14 protein-coding genes are annotated in these 22,308 nt (G+C 34.2%); 10 read left to right on the forward strand and 4 right to left on the reverse strand.

What is annotated here, in order from left to right; genetic code table 11:
• Position 1 precedes the first annotated feature (1 nt).
• The gene (locus FUA24_RS10300) at positions 2 to 1,834 is read left to right on the forward strand and encodes a sulfatase family protein (protein ID WP_148542033.1); all 1,833 of its coding nucleotides are present in this window, start codon (positions 2 to 4) and stop codon (positions 1,832 to 1,834) included.
• 4 nt (positions 1,835 to 1,838) lie between these two features.
• Positions 1,839 to 2,687, forward strand: a complete 849-nt coding sequence (locus FUA24_RS10305; protein ID WP_148542035.1) for an SDR family NAD(P)-dependent oxidoreductase — start codon at positions 1,839 to 1,841, stop codon at positions 2,685 to 2,687.
• Between the two features lie 9 nt (positions 2,688 to 2,696).
• Here FUA24_RS10305 and FUA24_RS10310 read toward each other — a convergent pair whose 3' ends face one another.
• Positions 2,697 to 5,063 (reverse strand): glycoside hydrolase family 3 N-terminal domain-containing protein, encoded by a 2,367-nt coding sequence (locus tag FUA24_RS10310; RefSeq protein ID WP_148542037.1) that lies wholly within the window; start codon positions 5,061 to 5,063, stop codon positions 2,697 to 2,699.
• A gap of 91 nt (positions 5,064 to 5,154) precedes the next feature.
• Complete coding sequence (locus FUA24_RS10315) at positions 5,155 to 6,177, reverse strand: LacI family DNA-binding transcriptional regulator (protein ID WP_148542039.1); 1,023 nt, start codon at positions 6,175 to 6,177, stop codon at positions 5,155 to 5,157.
• 184 nt (positions 6,178 to 6,361) lie between these two features.
• On the opposite strand from FUA24_RS10315, the gene FUA24_RS10320 reads away from it, so the two are divergent.
• Genes FUA24_RS10320 through FUA24_RS10345 form a run of 6 tightly spaced genes read left to right on the forward strand, consistent with a single transcriptional unit; the run spans position 6,362 to position 14,627 of the window.
• On the forward strand, positions 6,362 to 7,411 hold the full coding sequence (locus FUA24_RS10320) for a tartrate dehydrogenase (RefSeq protein WP_148542041.1): 1,050 nt from the start codon (positions 6,362 to 6,364) through the stop codon (positions 7,409 to 7,411).
• 6 nt (positions 7,412 to 7,417) lie between these two features.
• Positions 7,418 to 8,053, forward strand: coding sequence for a cyclase family protein (locus tag FUA24_RS10325; RefSeq protein WP_148542043.1), 636 nt, complete (start codon positions 7,418 to 7,420; stop codon positions 8,051 to 8,053).
• The gene (locus FUA24_RS10330; protein ID WP_148542045.1) at positions 8,053 to 9,453 is read left to right on the forward strand and encodes a four-carbon acid sugar kinase family protein; all 1,401 of its coding nucleotides are present in this window, start codon (positions 8,053 to 8,055) and stop codon (positions 9,451 to 9,453) included. Before FUA24_RS10325 ends, FUA24_RS10330 begins: the two co-directional genes overlap by 1 nt.
• 2 nt (positions 9,454 to 9,455) lie before the next feature.
• Complete coding sequence (locus tag FUA24_RS10335; RefSeq protein ID WP_148542047.1) at positions 9,456 to 10,721, forward strand: MFS transporter; 1,266 nt, start codon at positions 9,456 to 9,458, stop codon at positions 10,719 to 10,721.
• Positions 10,711 to 11,736, forward strand: a complete 1,026-nt coding sequence (locus tag FUA24_RS10340) for a Gfo/Idh/MocA family protein (RefSeq protein WP_148542049.1) — start codon at positions 10,711 to 10,713, stop codon at positions 11,734 to 11,736. Before FUA24_RS10335 ends, FUA24_RS10340 begins: the two co-directional genes overlap by 11 nt.
• 38 nt (positions 11,737 to 11,774) lie before the next feature.
• Positions 11,775 to 14,627: a DUF5060 domain-containing protein gene (locus FUA24_RS10345; protein WP_148542051.1), complete on the forward strand. Its 2,853-nt coding sequence runs from the start codon at positions 11,775 to 11,777 to the stop codon at positions 14,625 to 14,627.
• A gap of 53 nt (positions 14,628 to 14,680) precedes the next feature.
• On the opposite strand, the gene FUA24_RS10350 is transcribed toward FUA24_RS10345, so the two are convergent.
• Positions 14,681 to 17,053 (reverse strand): outer membrane beta-barrel family protein, encoded by a 2,373-nt coding sequence (locus FUA24_RS10350; protein WP_148542053.1) that lies wholly within the window; start codon positions 17,051 to 17,053, stop codon positions 14,681 to 14,683.
• A 324-nt stretch (positions 17,054 to 17,377) separates the two neighbouring features.
• Here FUA24_RS10350 and FUA24_RS10355 point away from each other — a divergent pair, with 324 nt between their 5' ends.
• Both FUA24_RS10355 and FUA24_RS10360 read left to right on the forward strand, forming a co-directional pair.
• A complete protein-coding gene (locus tag FUA24_RS10355) occupies positions 17,378 to 19,777 on the forward strand; it encodes a protein-disulfide reductase DsbD family protein (protein WP_148542055.1) in 2,400 nt (799 codons plus the stop codon).
• 3 nt (positions 19,778 to 19,780) lie between these two features.
• Positions 19,781 to 21,277: an aminotransferase class V-fold PLP-dependent enzyme gene (locus tag FUA24_RS10360; RefSeq protein ID WP_148542057.1), complete on the forward strand. Its 1,497-nt coding sequence runs from the start codon at positions 19,781 to 19,783 to the stop codon at positions 21,275 to 21,277.
• Here FUA24_RS10360 and FUA24_RS10365 read toward each other — a convergent pair.
• Positions 21,274 to 22,308 carry a glutaminyl-peptide cyclotransferase gene (locus tag FUA24_RS10365; RefSeq protein WP_148542059.1) on the reverse strand — a complete coding sequence of 345 codons (1,035 nt, stop codon included), beginning with the start codon at positions 22,306 to 22,308 and terminating at the stop codon, positions 21,274 to 21,276. The genes FUA24_RS10360 and FUA24_RS10365 overlap by 4 nt on opposite strands.

Here is a 22,308-nt window from a genome sequence, read left to right on the forward strand (position 1 = left end):
TATGAGATGTTTTATAGTTTTAATTTTAGTTGCTTTATCAGCTTCTGAAATTAGTTTTAGTCAGGGTGATAAGCCAAATATTCTTTGGCTCACGAGCGAGGACAATAGTGCGGAATGGTTAAGCTGTTATGGCAACCCATATGCCGAAACGCCCCATATAGACAAGTTAGCTTCACAAGGGTTTCAATATATGAATTGCTATGCTAATGCTCCTGTTTGTGCTGCACAACGCAGTACATGGATAACTGGAGTAATGTCTCTTTCTATGGGAACACACCCCATGCGGAGTTTTTACAAAATACCTCATGATAAAATACAATACTATCCCGATTTTTTAAATGCCAATGGATATCACACAGGTAATTTCGAAAAGATGGATTATAATATAGGTGGAAGAGATGGCGAAAAAGCATGGGACAATTCAAAATCAGTCAATTGGAATGAATTAAAGCAGAAACAACCATTTTTTCAGGTAATTAATTTTGGTGCTTCTCATGAGAGTAAAGCATTTGGAGATGTGAATAATACAGATCATAATCCAGAACATACTATTTTGGCAGAATACCATCCAGATGTGCCAGATATCAGAAAAAACTATGCACATTACTATGATGCCATAAAGAAAATGGACGCTGAAATTGGGGCGACCGTTAAAAAACTTGAAGACGTTGGACTCGCAGACAATACTATTATAATTTATGTGTCAGATCATGGTGGTGTTTTGCCACGTAGTAAACGTTACCTCTTTAAGAATAGTTTACATTGTCCTATGGTCATTCGTATCCCAGAAACCTATAAAAACTTATGGCCCGCGGATAAAGTAGGTGCAAAAATAGATCAGTTGGTAAGTTTTGTAGATATGCCAAAAACTTGGTTAAGTATAACTGGAAGTGAGGTTCCTGATTATATGCAAGGGAAAATATTTTTGGGAAAAAATAAAGAACCAGAAGAAGCGTATCACTTTGCTTTCCGAGGAAGAATGGATGAACGTTTTGATAATGCCAGAGCTGTATTAAATAAAAAGTACTTATACATTAGAAATTATATGCCGTACTTACCTTGGATGCAATATTTAGAATATCTATGGACTATGAAAGCCACCCAAGCCTGGGAACTGGAGGTTAAAGAAGGTAGGGCAAATGACGTACAATCTAGATTTTTTAAACCAAAAGGTTGGACAGAAGAGTTATATGACATTGAAAGTGATCCTGATTGTGTACATAATTTAATTGACACCTCAAGTTTTAGCAATATTGCTACAGAAATGCGTACAGCACTTCGTAAAAAACAGTTAGAAATTAATGATGCTGGTTTACTACCAGAATTAGAGATGAAACATATGGCCACAGCGCATAAAAGCACTATTTATGAGGTAGCCAGGAACCCCCAACTTTATAACATTCAAAAAATATTAAATGCGGCAGATTTAGCTTTAGAAAAGAATCCGAATAATATTAAATCACTTAGAAATTTATTGGATAGTAACCAAGTTGGTGAGCGTTATTGGGGAGTAGTGGGGTGCTTTTTACTAAATGATGTGAAGGGAGGACAGATAGCTATTAAGGATAGTTCACATGAAGTAAGGGCTATGGCAGCTTGGATCTTGGTAAAAAATGGACAAAAAGAAAAAGGATTGAATTGCTTACGTAATCTTATAGAAACACGTTCTTATGCTTTGCTTACTGTTCTTAATATGGTAGAATGGATTGGTAAAGATGGTAAAGAACTTATGCCGGCGGTTAAAGCTTTAGATTTAGAAGAATCTTATAGAAATCAATATAAATACCCTATAAGAAGACGCAATCACTTAATTAAACATTTTGCAGAACAATAAACGTATGAATAAGAAAAAAAATATTGTAATTACAGGAGCTACGGGAGGTGTAGGAAGTATGATGGCTAAAGGTTTGTCTAAAGACTTTCATAGTATTTGTTTAGGTAGAAATAAAGAAAAATTAGAAGCTTTAGTAAAGGATATACAAACAGAAGGAGGAACGGCTTCCTATGAAACAGCAGACATGTCTAAAGCCGAAGAGGTAGCAGAAGCAGGAGACAGAATTGTTAGTAGTGTAGGTGCTATCCATGCATGGATAAATAATGTTGGTGTAAACAATCATAATGCCATAGGGCCAACTTGGGAATTGGAACCAGAAAATTGGTGGACAGAAGTAGCGTTAAACCTTAATACAGCTTTTATTGGTACCAGGACAGCTATTAATGTAATGAAGCAACAAAGCAAAGGGTATATTATTAACCTTGGTGGTGGAGGTGTGCAAGATCCCAAACCTTACGGTTCTGCATACGGCGCTGCTAAATCTGGTGTGGTAAAGTTTTCTGAGACGGTAAATATTGAGTTGGAAAAAGAAGGGTTAGCCATAAAAGTATTTGCTTTTAACCCGGGTTTCATTAGAAATGAACGTACCGAGGTTTTAGTAGAATCTAAAGTAGGTAGAAAATATATGCCATATTTAGAGGAAACCATGAAACATGGCGCCATGTCCAAGATAGAGGATACCAATAATTTAATTAAAACCCTTATTAGCGGAAAAGCTGATGCTTTAGCTGGGAAATATTTTCAGGCCGACGATAAAAATATTGAAGAAGCCATAGAAAATAGTGATGTATTTATTTCCGAAAGACGAAATGTTTTAAGAGTTAGAAATATTGAAACAAGAAAAAGGCTTTAATCTTTATAATTAATTAACTATTCTATGCTTAGAAAAGAACACATTGCGTTCTTTTAGGGTTATAGGATTCCCGGTAACGTCTATTTTCTGAGACAATTTAATATCCAAAGAGGAAGCCCCAATCTTAAACTCATAAATTCCAGGTGCTATTATCCAATTTTTATTATGGTAATACGCCAATTGCTGAGGTGAAACCGAAATTTCAATAGTTTTTGTTTCGCCTTTCCCAATAAAGACTTTAGAAAAGCCTTTTAATTCAATAGGTTCTAAATTCTTGTTTTCAGAAGGTGGCGTAATATATAATTGCGCAATTTCTGCACCATCAAAATCGCTTGTGTTGGTTATCGTAAATGTAACAGGAATTTCTTTTGTTTCAATGGATACGCTATTAGGGGCTTCCAGATTATCATACTTAAATGAAGAATAACTTAAACCATATCCAAAAGGATACATAGGCATATCACCTTTGTTGTATCCTGCACTATATACTATAGGAGCTTGACCATTATGCTTAGGATATGTAACTGTTAGCTTAGCGGAAGGGTTTACTTTACCAGTAATAATATCAGTTAAAGCATTGCCACCCTCTTCTCCAGGAAACCATGCTTGAATTATAGCATCACATTTAGGAGCTAATTCTGTGATAATTTGTGGTCTACCTCCAAAAATAACTAAAACCACAGGCTTTCCTGTCTCTTGAAGTTGTTGTACAAATTGCGATTGCTGTCCAGGTAAATGAATGTCTTTTCTATCTCTACCTTCGCCGACTAAATACAGGTGCTCTCCCATAGCAGCAATAATAACATCACTTTCTTTTGCTATTTCAAGTGCTTTTTTTGTATTTGGTTCTGGGAAATCCTTAACGCCTATGTATGCAAATTTCTTTATACGCTCATCTCCAATCTTTTCATTAGGTTGTTTATTGTCTATTTTAGTCCAATCACAACCTCTTTCATAATTAATCTCAGTGTGTTCACCTAGCTTACTTTTTAGACCATCTAACAAAGTAATGAGTTTCGGATTGTTCGGATCAACTGGAACAGATCGGAAAAATGTAGATAAAGATTGGTAGGTGTAGTCTCCTAATAAGGATTGAACAGCATTAGCATTTGGGCCAACAATGGCAATCTTTTTAGTGTCTTTAGATAGTGGCAACACGCCATTATTCTTTAGTAAAACAATAGACTCACAAGCCGCCTTGTAGGCTACTTTTCTATTTGCTGGGGGATCTAAATCTACTGTTTCATTATCAGGGCGTTTATAATGTAACAGCCCTAAATTTCCTTTAGAAATAAGAACACGTCTTAAAGCAGTATTGATTACATCAACCGAAATATTCCCTTTGCTAATTTCCTCCTCTAAGTATGGAAAACTCATTCCAAATGGCAGTTCAACATCCAAACCAGCTTTTAAACTTAATATGCCAGCTTCAGGTTCTGTTTTTGCATGTTTATATCTTGAGAATACTTGCTTTACAGACCAAAAATCTGAAACTACAACACCATTAAACCCAAGTTCGTCACGTAAAATGGTGGTTAACAACTCTTCATTGGCAGAACATGGAATGTCTTTAATTTGATGGTAACCCGCCATGGCATTTTGTGCCTTTCCTAATTTTATGGCAACTTCATGTGGTAATAGTGTTTCTTCGTAAAAGTTTTTTTCATCAAAATCACCTTTATAGCCGTAACCCGCAAAATGCTTAATTGTAGTAGCTACACCATTGGTTAAATCATCAGTTTGTATACCTTTTACAAAAGCTAGTCCCATTCTAGCAGTTAAATAAGGCTCTTCTCCAAAACTTTCTTCAATTCTTCCCCAGTGCGAGTTTCTGCAAATATCCAACATAGGAGAAAGTACATGCGTTGCTCCAACACTTCGCATTAATTTAGCTGTATTAGTACTATTACTTTGAATTAAATCGGGATTCCAAGAGCATCCCATTCCAATCTGTTGAGGTAATGTTGTAGCACCCTTTGTTGAAAACCCGCTAATAGCTTCTTCCGATAAAATAGCAGGAATCTTACTTTCAGTTTCATTTATTAAATAATCCTGTAAATCTGCAATGGCAATTTTTAATTCCGTTGGACTGGTTAAAAGGTTACCAGAAAATTGAGCCAAATAACCAATGCCGTTTGGTATTTTCTTTCTGCAAGAATCTAGGGATAAAGTTTTACCATCCATTAAATCTTTCATCCATACGCCCTGTAACTGTGCAATTTTTTCTTTTAAGGGCATTTTACTAATTAGAGAATCAACTTTTGAAATAATAGCTTTTTCTGAAACAACTTTTGAAGCTATTACTTCTACATCACCTTTTTTAGAAGAACAGGCAATTAGTAAAATGGAGAAAGAAATTAAAAGGAATTTATTCATGATTTATAAAAAGGGTATTTATGGTAATACAAAATTAAAAGGGGGGATCTCTTTCTATTATAACATATGTGTTTTTTAGAGAGCCAAACTGTTATTTTAGCTTATTTTTATTGGTAGAATTTCTTATAACTAATTCAGATTTAAGAACTTTTTGCGAATGCGCATTAGCACTGTTATTAATGTTATTAAATATAAGTTGAGCAGCCTCAACTCCCATTTGGTAAGCAGGTTGGTCTATACTTGTAAGTGAAGGTTCTAAAAGCTCATCTACAGGTTCGTTATTAAACCCAATAATAGCCAAATCTTCCGGAATATTTAATCCTCGTTCTTTAGCAGCCAACATTGCAGAAATTGCTACTTGATCACTAAATGCAATAATGCCATCTGGTGGATTAGGAGAGTACAGCAGTTTTCTGGCAGCACTTAAATTACTTTCTTTAGTGAAGTTGCAATGTTCAATAAGTTTATAATTTGAAAAAAGATTAGCATCGCTAATAGCTTGATGGTATCCCGCTAGGCGCGTATTACTAATTTGAAGCTTTTGTGGCCCTCCAATGTATCCAATTTTTTTACACCCTATAGAAATGAGATGTTCCGTGGCATCATAGGCAGCTTTAAAATTGTCGATAACAACTTTATCTGTTTCAACTTCATCACATTGTCTATTGAAAAAAACCAGGGGAATGCCTTTTTTCTTTAGTTCCAAAAAGTGATCAAACTGTTTGGTTTCCCCTGCAAGTGATACTATTAAGCCAGAAACTCCCGTCTCGATTAGTTCATTAGTTAAACTTTTTTCGCGTTCGTAAGATTCGTTAGATTGACAAATTACTAAGTGCATGCCGTTTTCTTCCGCGATTTTTTCTATACCACTAATGGCCATGGCGTAAAGGTGATAGCCAATTTTAGGAACAATTACACCAATAGCATTTAATTTCTTTGAGGCCATTACCTCCGGGAATTTGTTATCAAAGTAATTAAGCTGTTGTGCTAGTTCTAGAACTTTTTTTCTTACCTCTTCACTAATTCTAGGGTTGTTCTGTAATGCTCTAGATGCCGTAGAAGTTGAAATATTCAAGGCAGTAGCAATGTCTTTTAATGTTGGTTTTTTCCTCACGAAATTGGTTTAAAAAGCGTTCAAAATTAACAAATATTAATTTTATGCGCAAAATATTGCGCAATAAATTTTAATAAAATACTTGATTTTAACACTGTATAATGCTTTTTTGTTATATATTTGGAACCTGAACTTTACAAATAACTAAAATTGCGCAAAATATTGCGCAACGAAACACAAAAACATGAGTAAGAATTACAAAATTGCAGTTGTACCAGGAGACGGTATTGGTAAAGAAATTGTTCCTGAAGGTTTAAGAGTTATCAACGCAGTAGCAGAAAAGCATGGATTTTCTATAGATACGGAAGAGTTTGCTTGGGGTGCTGGTTATTACATTGAAAATAATGAGTTCATGCCTGAAAACGGTCTTGAAACACTTAAAAACTTTGATGCCGTTTATTTTGGTTCTGTTGGTTTGCCACAGGTAGACGATACCTTGCCAGCAAAAGACTATACGTTTAAAGTACGTACAGGTTTTAATCAGTATGTTAATTATAGACCAGTAAGAACATACCCTGGTGTGCAAAGACCTTTAAGATCTGAGAAACACATTGATTTTGTAATTGTAAGAGAGAATACCGAAGGAGAATTTGTGCAAATGGGAGGACAGTATTTGCCAGATGAAGCTAATGGTATGGGTATTGATACAAGTGTGTTTACGCGAAAAGGAATTGAACGTGTGGCGCACTACGCATTTAAATTAGCTCAAAAAAGACGTAAAAAAGTTACGCATATAACGAAATCAAATACATTAATTAATAGTTTATCTTATTGGGATAGAGTAATTGCTGAAGTAGCTCAAGAATATCCAGATGTGGAACACGAACAAATGTATATTGACAATTCTACGGCCATGTTCGTATTGAAACCAGAGATTTTTGATGTAGTTTTAACTACAAATCTTTTTGGTGATATTTTAAGTGATTTAGGCGGTGCCGTTATGGGAAGTCTTGGTTTAGGTGGAAGTGGAAACATAAATCCAGAAAAAGATTTTCCATCAATGTTTGAGCCAATACATGGTTCTGCTCCAGATATTGCTGGACAAAACATTGCAAATCCTTACGGGCAAATTTGGTCAGCAGCCATTATGTTAGAGCATATTGGAGAGGCTGAAGCTGCTAAGAATATTATGGATGCTATTGATAAAAGTACTTCAGAAGGTGCTTTAACTGTAGATTTAGGTGGAAAAGCTAGTACTTCGGATGTAGCCGATGCCGTTATAAAAAATCTTTAAAAATTAATGAGCAACATTGTTGATCTTACATTAACGTACACTAACAATTTTAACGGTTTCAATAAAGAAATTGCTAAAACTGTTAAAGATGATGGGTGGAATGCTAGTACGCTAACATTCTACTCTCATTGTGGTACGCACATGGATGCTCCACTTCATTTTAACGTTAAAAACCAAACTATAGATCAAATACCTGTTTCCGATTTTGTTGGTAGAGCATGGGTAATAGATGTAAAGTATGTTGGTGCTAAAGGCTTAATTGAGGTATCTGATATTCCAGAATCTATACTAGAACAATTTGTTGCAGGAGATAGCTTAGTATTTCAAACAGGATGGGCTGAGTTTGTTAACCAACCAAAATATAGAGACGAGCTTCCTAGGATTAGTGAAGGTTTAGCACGGTGGTGCGTTACTAACAAGGTAAAGATGATTGGGGTAGAACCACCATCTGTTGCAGATGTAAACAATATGGAAGAGGTGACATTAATACATCAAATTTTATTGCAAAGCGTTGTTATTATTGAAGGCCTAACGAACCTTGATACATTAAAGTCTAATTGCATAGAACTTATTGCTCTGCCTCTTAAAATAGGAGGGGGAGACGGTGCTCCAGCACGGGTAATTGCTATTGAAAAATATTAATGCGTATTTCTTTATCTAACATATTAACCGATTTACCAGAAGTAGACTCAACCAATTACAGAAGTCTTAATGCTGAACTTTTTAAAGTATTAGGTAAAGCTTGTATTGTAATAGATGATGATCCCACTGGTAATCAGACTGTTTATGATATCCCGTTATTATCTAATTGGAATATAGAAACGTTGGTTAAGGAATTAAAGGTGTCTCCCGTATTCTATATATTGACTAATTCAAGGAGTTTATCTGCTCAAGAAACTTCAAAAGTTTACAAGGAAATTGCGGAGAATATATATCAGGCATCTAAAATTACAGGAAGAGATTATACCATAGTAAGTAGAAGCGATTCAACTTTGCGTGGACATTTTCCCCTTGAGCCATCAACGCTACAAAAATCTTTGGGTTTAAGCAAAGCTATTACCGTTTTCATTCCTGTAATGTTTGAGGGTAAACGTGTCACCTTAAATGATACACATTACATTAAGGAAGATGATGAACTAATACCCGTAAGCCAAACCCCTTTTTCACAAGATCATTCTTTTAAATATTCAACAGCAAACCTTAAAGCGTACATTCAAGAAAAATCTAGCGGATTAATAAATGCTTCAGAAGTGTATTCATTCTCCTTAGAAACTATCAGGAATACTAACGTTGAACTACTCTCTCAAGACATTTTAAACCTTCCTGATAGTTGCTATTGTATTTTTAATAGTTTGGGGTATGAAGATTTAGATAAGGCAACTAATGCGCTATTACATGCTGAAAAGCAAGGTAAGCGGATTATCTATAGAACCTCAAGCTCTTTTGTACCTTCATATATAGGTTTAACACCAAAAGGGTTGTTGAATGTAGAAGATCTATTATCCGTTTCAACAAACCATGGAGGCCTAACTATTGTTGGGTCTTATGTGAAAAAGTCTTCAGAACAACTTCAAGAAGCATTACAATTATTTGATGCTACCACCACACTTGAAGTTAATATTGAAAAGGTTCTTGGTAATGAAGCTTCAAAATATCTAGAATCTTTAATACATATTTTGGATACCAATATAAGAACTGGTAAACATACTATAGTATATACCAGTAGAAAATTGGTTACTGGTAGTGATGCTAATGCTACTATAAATATAGCAACCACCATTTCCAATGCTTTAGTAAGTATTGTAAATGGCTTAAATGAAAGACCAAAGTATCTAATTGCCAAAGGAGGTATAACATCTCATGATTTAGCAATTAAAGGATTAGAAATGAAGCGTTCTAAAGTAATTGGTCAAATACAACCTGGTATTCCCGTTTGGAAAATGGATGAACAAACTAAATTCCCAAATCTACCATATATTGTTTTTCCTGGTAATGTAGGTACAACTAAAACACTAAAAGACGTAATAACTAAATTAAACTAATAATGAGTGCACGCGTACCAGCTAAAAGGTATTGGTTCTTTGCAGGATCCTTTTTAATAACCCTTTTATTATATATTGATAGAGTTTGTATTTCTTCTGCAAAAGACTCTATAAGTTCAGATTTAAATTTAACAGATATTGAAATGGGATGGGTGCTCAGCGCCTTTGCATTAGGATATGCTTTATTTCAAGTCCCAGGTGGCTCTTTGGGAGATAAGTATGGTGTTAGAAAAGTAATGACTTCCATAATGGTATTATGGTCCATTTTTACTGCACTTACGGGTGCTGCTTGGAATTATGTCTCTATGCTATTTTTCAGGTTTATTTTTGGAGCAGGAGAAGCGGGAGCATTTCCAAATATATCAAGAGCTGCATTTTCATGGGTACCTACAAAAGAACGCGGTGTTTTTCAAGGTATAAATTTTTCGGGTTCTAGATTAGGAGCGGCTTTTGCTTTGCCTCTAGTAGCTTATCTTATAGATGCTTGGGGCTGGCGTAATATCTTTTATTTCTTTGGTGCAATAGGACTCATTTTTGCAGTATGGTTTTTCATTGTCTTTAGAAATAAACCAGAAGAGCACAAAGGCTTATCTGATGCCGAAAAAGAGTTTATTAAGACAAACAGACAGCAGGCAGAAGAAAAGAAGGGTGGAGATTTAGCGTTAAAAACAATACTAACGTCAAAAAATGTAATATTGGCCATGATTCAATATATAGGGAGTAATTTTATTTTCTTCTTTATGCTTACTTGGTTATTTCCTTATATAAAAGCTAAATATGAACTTGGTTTAGTTGCCACTGGTTTTTATGCTATGTTACCTCTATTGGCTGGAGCGGTTGGGAATTGGGTGTCTGGTTTTACAGTAGATAGCATTTATAGAAAGGGACATTGGAAACGTTCAAGACAACTACCCGCTACAATAGGATTTATTCTTGTTGTTATAGGGATATTATCAAGTTTATACATGGACACGGCATTAGGGGCTGTTTTATGTTTATCAGTTGCCATTTTTGGTGCAGATATGACTTTAAGTCCATCTTGGTCATTCTGTATGGATATTGGTGAAGAAAACTCCGGTAAAGTATCTGGAATGATGAATATGGCAGGGAATTTAGGTGCTTTTACTACAGCACTAGCATTTCCTTATTTACAGGAATGGACTGGTTCTAATGAACCATTTTTCTATGTTGCAGCTGCTTTAGGCGTAGTTGCAATTATTTGCTGGTCCTTTATGAACCCTAACAAAAAATTAAAAAATGCAGAATAAATTAAGAGGTGTAGCTATTGGAGCTGGTTATTTCAGCAAGTTTCAGTACGAAGCATGGTCTAGAATTCCTGAAGTACAAATCGTCGCCCTTTGTAATTCAAATTTAGATCGTGCTAAGAATATCATGGAACCATATGGTGTAAAAAAGCACTATACGGATTACCAAGAAATGATTCTTGCTGAAAAACCAGATTTCGTTGATATTATTACACCTCCGGAAACACATTTTGAGATGTGCAAATTTGCCGCAGATAATGGTGTGCATATTATTTGTCAGAAACCTTTAGCGCCAACTATAGAGGAATCAAAAAAAATTGTGGATTACGTTTCTAAAAAAGGAGTTCGATTTGTAGTACATGAAAACTTTAGATTTCAACCTTGGCATAGAGAAATAAAGAAAATTATTGATAATGATGATATTGGTGAATTATTTAGTTTAAACTTCAGATCCAGAATGGGAGATGGCTGGGGCGAAGACGCCTATCTTGCAAGACAGCCTTATTTCAGGGATTACAAAAAACTACTTATCTATGAAACTGGAGTGCATTTTATCGATACGTTTAGATATCATGCCGGGGAGGTAAGTAGCGCTTATGCTATTTTAAAGCGATTGAATCCTGTAATAAAGGGGGAAGATTCAGGTTTGGTTGTGCTAAACTTCGAGAATAATTCGCATGCCATTTGGGATGCTAATCGCTATAATGAGAATAATTTTGAAAAATCGAGATATACTTTCGGCGAGTATTTAATAGATGGCTCAAAGGGTTCAATTCGCTTATATTCCGATGGCACTATAACAGTACAAAAATTAGGGCAAGAAGAGCAAAGACATAACTATATACATAACGATGTAGGTTTTGCAGGAGATTGCTGTTTTATTTTTCAAAGTGATTTCATTGATAAATTGTTTTCAGGAGAACCTTTTGAAACTAGTGGCGAAAACTATTTAAAAACCTTACAAGTACAGGAAGCAGTCTATAAATCAGCTGAAATAAATGCCCCTGTAATTTTATAAACTAATACCAACAAACTAAACGCATAAACTTTAAAAAAATGCAAAAAATATCCATTTTACTAGGAATTATGCTTCTTTCCGCTTTTGGACTGAATGCACAAAAAATTGAAGGAAAATTAAAGAAATGGCACAAAGTTACTTTAACTTTTGAAGGAGATCAGTTAAGTGAAAGTGGCGAAGAAAACCCATTTTTGAACTACAGATTAAATGTGATTTTTAAGAACAAGAAAAAGACATTAATTGTTCCAGGTTTTTATGCTGCCGATGGAAATGCAGCAGAATCTAGTGCAAAATCGGGAAGGGTTTGGAAAGTGAGATTTATGCCAGATCAAGTTGGAGAATGGAGCTATGAAGTGTCTTTTAGAAAAGGGGAAAACATTGCTGTAAGTGATGATATTCACGCCGGTAAACCAGTAGCGTTTAATGGTAAAAAAGGCACATTTACTATTGCTGAAAATGATGATATGACGTCAAGATTTAGAAAGAACGGAAGATTACGTTATACTGGAGATAGGTATTTAAGATACGCCGATTCTAAACAAGCTTTTCTAAAAGGAGGAGCCGATAGCCCTGAAAGCTTTTTGGGATACTATGAGTTTGATCAAACACCGGCCTCACACAAATATGAAGCGCACGCTAAAGATTTTAAAGAAGGTAACCCAACTTGGCAAAATGGGAAGGGAAAGAACATAATAGGTGCTTTAAACTATTTGGCATCAAAGGGCATGAATTCTGTTTATTTCTTAACAATGAACGTTCAGGGAGACGGAAAAGATGTATGGCCTTGGACAAATAGACATGAGCGTTACCGATTTGACTGTAGTAAACTAGATCAATGGGAAATAGTATTTGACTATATGGATGATTTAGGTTTAATGTTACATATTGTGACACAAGAAACGGAAAACGAATTGTTGTTAGATATAGGTGAAACTAAAACCATGCGTAAACTATATTACAGAGAGTTAATTGCGCGTTTTTCACATCATTTAGCCATCACTTGGAATTTAGGAGAAGAAAACGGACCATTGCATTGGACGCCTAAAGGGCAAACTGATAAGGATAGAAAGGCCATGGCCAAATACATTAAAACCAATGACCCTTATCAAAACTTTGTGGCCTTGCATACGCATGCAGCAACAAAAGCTCAAGATCTATTTTTAACACCACTTTTAGGTTATGAATATTTAGATGGACCATCAATGCAAACACATCATCCTCATGATGTTCATGATATTACTGTTAATTGGATAAATGAATCTGCTAATTTTGGTAGACAATGGGTGGTATGTCAGGATGAAATTGGTCCTGCAAGTACAGGAGCAAAGCCAGATGCAGATGACCCAGATCATGATGATATTAGAGCAGACGTGCTTTGGGGTAACTTAATGGCAGGTGGTGCTGGTGTAGAATGGTATTTTGGATACAAGTTTGCACACCATGATTTAACTTGTGAAGATTGGCGCTCTAGAAACAATGTTTGGGAACAAACAAAACATGCTTTAGATTTTTTCAATAAACATCTTCCTTTTGAGCATATGGTTTCTAGTGATAATTTAACGGAAAACACTCATGATTATGTTTTTGCCAAAACAGGTGAAGTATATGCAGTTTACCTTCCAAAAGTTGAAGAAACAAAAATAGATTTAGCTGGGAGCAAAGCAAAATATACTGTAAAATGGTACAATGCCAAAGCAGGAGGAGATTTACAATACGGCAGTGTAAAAACAGTAAAGTCTGGTGATGCTGTTTCTATTGGTTTACCACCTTCAAAAGAAGGAGATTGGGTAGCTTTAATTCAAAATAAATCCAAAAAGAAGGCAAAAGTATCTCCTAATACAACGATAACTTTAAATGCTATAGGTGATTTTGAGATAGACAAAACAGCAGATGCTATTTATTATAAGGAAGAAAAAAGAGGAACTTTTGCTATTAATGCAGGAAAGAAGGCTTTTAGAGATAAACAAGCCAAAGCATATGCGGTATTTAATGGAAAAACAGGTTACTACAATGGTGTTTTAAATACTGTAGCCGAGAATGATGGAGAATCGACTTATGAGATAAGAGTAAACAAAGAAGGATTCAAAAAGGTTAAAAACCCGCAGGTTCCAGAATCGTTTAAAAATACAAGTTTAGCTGTTGGTAAATTATATTTAAAAACTGGAGATACTATAAAAATAGCATCTAAGGCATTGACAAATGGAAAAATACCAGAGCATGATGAAACAGCATGGTCCAGAGGACGTTGGAAATCTTTAGAGCTTACACCTGTTATTTACAATTTAGAGGAGGTTTTAAAGGAGAAGAATGCTTTTGAGGAGAAAGGTGGCTTACTAGCTGTAGAAGGAGAAGCTTTTCATTATAATTCAAATAATGGAAGTCCTAGAAAGTTTTATATACATAAACCCGGCGAAGCTGTACCTTTTACAAAGCATGATGATCACACAAAAGAGGCTAGTGGACATGCTTATATTGAGGCCATGCCAGATACAAGAAAGACGCATAAAGATAAGCTTATAGTAGGTGAAAACTTTTTCCCAGTGCCAGGAACTGGAGGTATGGTATCTTACAAAGTTAAAATTAATAACCCTGGAACTTACTACGTTTGGGTAAGAGCCTTTTCTACTGGGCCAGAAGATAATGGCTTACATGTGGGTGTAAATGGAGAATGGCCAGAGAGTGGGCAACGAATTCAGTTATGCAAAGGAAAACACAAATGGACATGGTCTTCTGCGCAACGCGTGCCAGAAAATCACTGCGGATACGCACAAACAATTACATTAACCTTCGATAAGGCTGATGAATATATTATATCGTTCTCAATGAGAGAAGACGGTTTTGAATTAGACAAATGGATATTAGCAAGAGATAAAGATTATATTCCTGAGTAATAGTTTTTGGGAATGTTTTAATTAGTTAGTAAAAAGGTTTTAAGTTGTATGATTTAAAACCTTTTTCTTGCAGAATACTCCATAGCTTCTCCTTTACCAAAACCGTAGCTAAAACCTAAGGTAACAAAACGTCCTCTTTGGCTTCGATTTAATAAATAAAAATCTTGCTGAATAGTCTCAGATTCAAATATTCTAGAAGCAAAAATATCTCTTACACTTAAATTTATGACACCTTTACCTTTAATTACTTTTTTTCTAAGGCCTAAATCTGCAAAAATATTCTCAGAAATACGTCCTTGAACTGTTTCTGTCCCAGATTGGTAATTTACTGTAATTTCAAAATCTATACTTGCAGGCAATTTAATTTTACTGGTTAGTTTTCCAGTCCATTGATCTGCATTAAAATCTATTAAAGTACCGTTAAAATCACCTTTTCTTTTAAAGTAGTTATAGTTTAAATCACCATTAAAGCTAATCCAGTTAGCTATCGGGTACTTACCATTTACTTCAACTCCAATAGCATCTGTAGTACCAATATTTAAAGGCTTATACGTATTAACATTATTCTGGAAGGTTGAAATTCTGCGTTCAATAGCATCGGTGGTATACCTGTAATAAACGCCAAAGTTAATGGATGCTTTACCAAAGTTATAAATATTGGTAAGCTCATAGGAATCTGTGAACTCCGGCTTTAGGTCTGGGTTTCCTGTTCTAATATTAAAGTTGTTTCTAATATTAAAAAAAGGATTTAAATCCCATAACCGTGGTCTGTAAACGCGCCTAGAATACCCAATCTGTAAAGAGTAAGCCTCATTAAACTTGTATGAAGAATGAAAACTAGGAAACAAATTAGAATAGTTCTGATTATTACCCTCATTAGTATTAGTGAGTAACGTTTCTAAATCAGTGTTTTCCAGTCTTAATCCAATTTTTACACCCCATTTTTCACCTTCATATGCCGCAGTTCCGTAAACACCTAAGACATTTTGATCAAATTCAAAAATATTGGTCTGATTAGGATCGGTTATGTATGTTCCAGCAATTAAATCTTGAACTTCAAAATCGTTGCTCACATTATTTAAAACATATTGCGCACCAGTTTCAATAGTGAATTTTTTAGTATAAGGTTTGGTATAATCTAGTTTAAAAGTGTAGTTCGCTTCTTTAAAGTCCGTTCGTGTTTTTTGATTGGCATCCCTATTAGTACCAGATATTGTTGCATCTGTAAAGTCTGAAGACTGATCTTTGCCAAAAAAACGTCCTAATGCACTAAATAGCAGGACATGTTCTTCGTTATCCTCAAATTCTCTTTTGTATTGAAGCTCATATTGATATTTAGGATTAGTAGCTTCAGTCTCTTCTGTTCTTTTCCATGAAGACGTCCGCAATGCATTTTCAAAGAATTCAAAAGTGTTTGATGAAGGTTGGTCTTCAACCTCGTAAGCAAAATTACCAGAAAGGGTTAAAACGTTACTTTTATTTATATGGTAATCTGTTCCAAGAACAATGTTATAAAATTTTTCATTTCTATATTCAATACCATCCGATTCTAATGAGGTATTATTAACTATATCTCTATTTATACTTTTTCTATCATTTGGCAGTTTTCTATGGCCTATTCCAATTTGACTAAAGAGATTAAACTTTTCGGTTCTTCTATTTAAACTTAAGCCAAAACTATGGTTGGTAGGTTCTCCAAAATTTAATGTAGCCGATCCATTTAAACCTTTTCGTTCTTCTTTTTTAAGTACAATATTAATAATCCCAGATGTACCCTCGGCATCATATTTAGCCGAAGGATTCGTAATAACTTCAATGCGATCAATCATATCTGCAGTAATTGTTCCTAAAGCATTACCACTGTCACTGGCTATTACAGAGGGTTTTCCATTAATAAGCATTTGCACACCTTGACTTCCTCTTAAACTAATATCTCCTTCAATGCTAACATTAACAGATGGCACATTGTTTAGTACTTCTAGTGCACTGGCACCAGTGCTACTTAAATCTTGCCCTATATTAAAAATCCGCTTATCTAACTTAAACTGTGTTTTTGAAACCTCTGCTTGTACAACCACTTCATTGAGCTGAGCTAAGTCTTCTTCTATGTATATGGTACCTAAGCTGATTTTACCATTTTTAGGCTTTAAATTGGTGATAGTTTTTGTTTTGTATCCAATAAAACTAATGGTAATATGCACGTTAAGGGAGTTAGACGCTAATCTAAATGAACCATCATCAATAGTTGTTGTGCCTGTTAAGTTCTCTTTGGTGTCTGAATTAACTAATAAAACGGTAGCAAAGGCAACAGGTTGGTTGGTTGAGGATTCTATAACTTTTCCTGTAATGCTTAGGCTTTTATCCTGACTAATACCAGCAAAATTAAACAGGATTACGAAACTAGAAAGAAAGATAAGTTGTTTCAATTTTTCAGTAAAAAGATTATTTATTATTAAAAGATGTAAATATAATGACGGTTATTAGTTATATTTATGTGTTTTCTAAAGTATTTAATTTTATTTTTTGTAAGCTGAGTGTTAAATATTTAGAATTGATAATGGCTTAAGATAAACTAATTGAACAAAAAAATTGTTAAACTAGTTATAAAATGTAATTAACAAAATCATCTTTCTTTATACATTTGTTTAGTGTAATTTTTGGGTTAGTCGGTCAGTAAATTAAAAGAAAGATGTAAAAAAAGGGTTATTCTTTCAAGTAACCCTTTTTGTAATGATTATAAATAGAATTAAATGAAAAAGCTATTAGCTATTTTGCTATTCATTATAACAGGTCAGGGGTTTGCTCAAATTCTAGAACCTGTTAAATGGTTAACTTCCGTTGAAAAAGTATCAGATACAGAGTTTATTTTAAAAACCACAGCTACAATAGATAAAGGTTGGCATCTATACTCTCAAAATGTGCCTGACGGAGGTCCAATACCAACAACTTTTGTTTATAACGATGTAGAAAAAATTGGTATTACTTCTGAACCTGAAGGTCATGTCGTAGATGATCCCATCTTTTCAATGAGGATAAAGTATTTTGGGGATTCAGCGGAATTTCTTCAAAAAGTTAAGGTTTCTAAAGGAACTAAAAAGGTAACTGGATCGGTTGATTTTATGGTGTGTGATGATTCAAGGTGTTTACCACCCACAACCATAGATTTAACTTTTGAGATACCAAGTGATACACCCAAGTTAAAAGTTGGCTTTAATAAACAACCGGGGATTTTAGAACCTGTAAAATGGAAGACCTCTACTCAGAAAATTTCAGAAACAGAATATGATTTAATCCTAGAAGCTCGTATTGAAGAAGGTTGGCATGTATACTCTCAATATACTGCAGAAGGAGGTTCACTTCCTATTGTAATTGAAAAGACTAATAATGTCGATGAATTTGACTTGGTAGGGAAAGCCATTGAAAGTGATACTATTAAAAAGTATAATGAGATTTTTAAAGTCCACGAAACCTATTTTGATAATTCGGCTATTCTAAAACAACGTATAAAACTAAATAAACCTGAAATTTCTCAGGTTTCTTTAATTTTAACAGGACAGGTTTGTAAAGAGGTTTGTTTGCAAATAGACGAAACATTCCATTTTTCTTTAAATGATGAAGATATAGTTCTTGATAAAGCAATTGCCAGTTTAGATAATAATTCTGCCAATATGCAACTATATGGAATGAATCCAGAAGATGTACAACTTATTGATACCAATTTAAAGCAATCTAAGTCGCTTTGGGCAATTTTTGGGCTTGGGTTCCTTGGCGGTCTTTTAGCGTTGTTAACACCTTGTGTATTTCCTATGATACCACTTACCGTTAGTTTTTTTACTAAAAATGGTGAAAAAAGTAAGGGTTCGGGGATAAGCAAGGCATTGCTTTATGGTTTTTTTATTTTATTAGTTTATTTGTTGTTGAGTGTTCCATTTCATTTGTTAGATTCTGTTAATGAAGATATTTTAAATGAAATATCTACTAACATATGGTTAAATGTTGTGTTCTTTATCATATTCGTATTTTTTGCATTTTCCTTTTTTGGGTATTACGAATTAACATTACCTGCTAGTTGGACAACAAAAACTACAAAAGGTGAAAATGCTGGAGGTATTATAGGCATTTTCTTTATGGCTTTGACCTTAGCTATTGTATCCTTTTCTTGCACAGGTCCTATATTAGGTTCTCTTTTGGCGGGATCATTGTCTTCTGATGGTGGAGCTTGGCAACTAACTGCTGGTATGGCGGGCTTTGGAGTATCATTAGGCTTACCTTTCGCTTTATTCGCAATGTTTCCAAATATGATGAATGCCTTACCTAAGTCTGGAGGGTGGTTAAATACGACTAAAGTTGTTTTAGGATTTTTAGAATTAGCATTAGCGTTTAAGTTTTTATCAAATGCCGATTTAGTAGATCATTGGGGAATTCTTAAGATTGAGGCCTTTTTAGGTATTTGGATTCTATGTTTCGGTGGTTTGGCGTTATACTTATTTGGCAAGATTAAATTTCCTCACGATTCTCCTATAAAAAAGCTATCCTTTTTTAGGATATCTACTGGTATTCTAGTTGCAGCGTTTACGCTGTATTTGATATCCGGGTTTAGAGTTAATAAAGAGACAAATACTTTTACATCTTTAACTTTATTAAGTGGTTTAGCACCACCAGTTGGTTACAGTTGGTTTTTACCAAGTACTACAACTAATAATTTAAAAACCTTTAAAGACTTAAAAGAAGGTATTGCCTATGCAAAAAAGGTAAACAAGCCTATAATGATTGATTTTACAGGTTACGCCTGCGTAAATTGTAGAAAGATGGAAGAGCATGTTTGGCCTACAGAGGAGGTAGATGGTTACCTAAAAAACGATTATGTTATTATTTCACTTTATGTTGATGATAAAAAAGAGTTACCAGATGATCAAAAGTTAGAAGTTAATAGGGTTAATGGCGGTACTAGAGTCTTAAAAAACTATGGTCATAAATGGGCTAACTTTCAAACGCAATTTTTTAAGTCGAACTCACAACCATATTATGTTCTTTTAAGTTCAAATGGTACTCAAATGTTGGAAGAACCTGTTGGGTATACGCCAGATAAAGTGGAATATGCGCAATTTTTGAAAGATGGCATTGAGCGTTTTAAAGCCTTAACAAAATAGTTTATGACTAATAATGCTATCCAAATTAAAAAGTCCGATTTAGAAGCTTACTTTGAGACATTTAGAAGTAATATAGTTGGGATTAATCAATATTTTGATTCGCCATACGGAAGAAAAAAAATAGTTTATGCAGATTGGACAGCAAGCGGTAGGCTCTATAAACCAATTGAAGATAAACTTTTGCACGAAATAGGCCCTTTTGTTGCAAATACGCATACCGAAACGTCTATTACGGGATCCTCAATGACCCTTGCCTATCACAATGCTAGGCGTATTATTAAAGACCATGTTAACGCTTCAAATGATGATGTTCTTGTAACTGTTGGAACTGGAATGACGGGGGCTATAAATAAATTTCAGAGAATTTTAGGTTTAAAACTAAATGAAAACCTTAAAGAGAATACCATTGTTCCTGAAGAAAAAAGACCAATAATTTTTGTATCTCATATGGAACATCATTCTAATCAAACATCTTGGTTAGAAACTATTGCAAGAGTAGAGGTCATACCTTCTAATACCGAAGGACTGCCTTGTTCAGAAAACCTTAAAAAGTTATTGGAAAAATATAAAGATTGTCCGATTAAAATTGCTGCAATAACGGGGTGTTCTAATGTTACTGGAATAAGAACTAATTATCATGAAATAGCAAAAATAATGCACCGAAATAACGGATTATGTTTTGTAGATTTTGCATGTTCGGCGCCTTATGTTAATATTAACATGCATCCAGAAAATAAAGAAGCGTATTTAGATGCAATTACCTTTTCTCCACATAAATTTTTAGGAGGACCAGGTTCATCAGGCGTGCTAATTTTTAATAAAAAACTATATAAGAATTTAGTGCCTGATAATCCAGGAGGTGGAACGGTTAATTACACCAATCCCTGGGGAGATCATGATTATATTGATGATATTGAAACTAGAGAAGATGGTGGAACTCCTGGGTTTCTTCAAGCTATTAAAATTGCCCTGTCAATGGAGCTTAAGGAACAAATGGGAGTTAAAAATATTTTGGATAGAGAACATGAGTTAAATACCATCATTTTCGATAAGCTGTCTAAAATCGATAATCTTCAAATTTTAGCGCCAAGACATAGTGATAGATTAGGTGTATTTTCGTTTTACATAGATGACGTGCATTATAACCTTGTGGTAAAACTTTTAAATGATCGGTTTGGAGTTCAGACAAGAGGTGGGTGTTCTTGTGCAGGTACTTATGGACATTATTTACTTAACGTAGACCAGCCAACTTCAAAAGTTATCGAACAAAAAATTATAGAAGGTTGCTTAATAGATAGACCCGGATGGATACGTATGTCTATTCATCCAACCATGACTAATAAGGAAATTGAGTTTATTTGTGATGCTATAGCGCAAGTTTCAAAAAACTTTACCGATTGGGGTAAAGATTATGAGTACAATGCTTTAAAAAATGAATTTATTCATAAGAGTCATAGCTCAATTGAAAAAGACATTACTAAAGATTGGTTTAAACTTTAGTTTTCAATCAATTCAATTTCAAAAAGCTTATCCCATTTTTTACCTGTAACAAAAATAGTTTTGGTTTCTGGGTTATACGCTATACCATTTAATACATCTAGTTTGTCATGTTGCGTAACAAGGTCTTTTAAAGGCGAAAAGTCTACAACACCAATAACAGCACCATTTTCTGGATTAATTATAGCTACACCATTCTTTTGATATCTGTTCGCATATATTTTGCCATCAATCCATTCCATTTCATTTATCTGAGAAATCATCCCTCTGTTGTGACATACCTGAATAAACCCTTCTTCAGCTAGAGTTTCTGAGTTTAAAGTCCAAATTTTTTCTGTACCATCACTTTTGTAAATAGTATTGTTAAAATGACATAAACCCCAACCTTGTTTACTATTATTGTATTTAAAACTTCCTTCCTTTTCAAGAGTCTCCGCATTATACACAAAACCAACACCTTTTTGCCAAGTAAGTTGATAGACTTTATCATTTAAAACGGTTAAACCTTCACCAAAATATTCATCTGCCAAATCTACATTTTTTAAAACTTCACCAGTTTTATAATTAACTTTTCTAAGTTTAGATTCTTTGTATTGACCTGTGCTTTCGTACAATACACCATTATGAAACTCTAAGCCTTGTGTATACGAAGTAATGTCGTGAGGATATTCGTTTAAAATCTTATACTTAAAGAGTTTAGGAGCTTTATCATTTAAAATGGTTATGGCACTTGTTGCAGCGTGGCTTTCTCCTCCTGAGAATATGTTAGCTTCTATGGTATGTTTACCAAGTTTAAAAGTTTTTAAGTCTGTGTTTTCACTAATAGGGTTACCATCCAATTTATAAACAACGGAATCAATTTCTAGATTTTTTTTGTTAACCAATGTTATATTTAAGGGCTTGTCAATAGAAATATTTCCTTTTTCTGCATTAGTTTTAATTAGAAAATTGTTTTTTTTCTTTCCAGAATTAGATCCGCAAGAAATTATAAGTGTACTTAAAAATATGATTAATAGATACTTGGGTAAATGCAT

The organism is Seonamhaeicola marinus, assembly GCF_008085455.1.

Coding starts and splice junctions, on each gene's coding strand:
- FUA24_RS10300 (WP_148542033.1), top strand. CDS start 2: ATGAGATGTTTTATAGTTTTAATTTTAGTTGCTTTATCAGCTTCTGAA.
- FUA24_RS10305 (WP_148542035.1), top strand. CDS start 1,839: ATGAATAAGAAAAAAAATATTGTAATTACAGGAGCTACGGGAGGTGTA.
- FUA24_RS10310 (WP_148542037.1), bottom strand. CDS start 5,063: ATGAATAAATTCCTTTTAATTTCTTTCTCCATTTTACTAATTGCCTGT.
- FUA24_RS10320 (WP_148542041.1), top strand. CDS start 6,362: ATGAGTAAGAATTACAAAATTGCAGTTGTACCAGGAGACGGTATTGGT.
- FUA24_RS10325 (WP_148542043.1), top strand. CDS start 7,418: ATGAGCAACATTGTTGATCTTACATTAACGTACACTAACAATTTTAAC.
- FUA24_RS10330 (WP_148542045.1), top strand. CDS start 8,053: ATGCGTATTTCTTTATCTAACATATTAACCGATTTACCAGAAGTAGAC.
- FUA24_RS10335 (WP_148542047.1), top strand. CDS start 9,456: ATGAGTGCACGCGTACCAGCTAAAAGGTATTGGTTCTTTGCAGGATCC.
- FUA24_RS10340 (WP_148542049.1), top strand. CDS start 10,711: ATGCAGAATAAATTAAGAGGTGTAGCTATTGGAGCTGGTTATTTCAGC.
- FUA24_RS10345 (WP_148542051.1), top strand. CDS start 11,775: ATGCAAAAAATATCCATTTTACTAGGAATTATGCTTCTTTCCGCTTTT.
- FUA24_RS10355 (WP_148542055.1), top strand. CDS start 17,378: ATGAAAAAGCTATTAGCTATTTTGCTATTCATTATAACAGGTCAGGGG.
- FUA24_RS10360 (WP_148542057.1), top strand. CDS start 19,781: ATGACTAATAATGCTATCCAAATTAAAAAGTCCGATTTAGAAGCTTAC.
- FUA24_RS10365 (WP_148542059.1), bottom strand. CDS start 22,308: ATGCATTTACCCAAGTATCTATTAATCATATTTTTAAGTACACTTATA.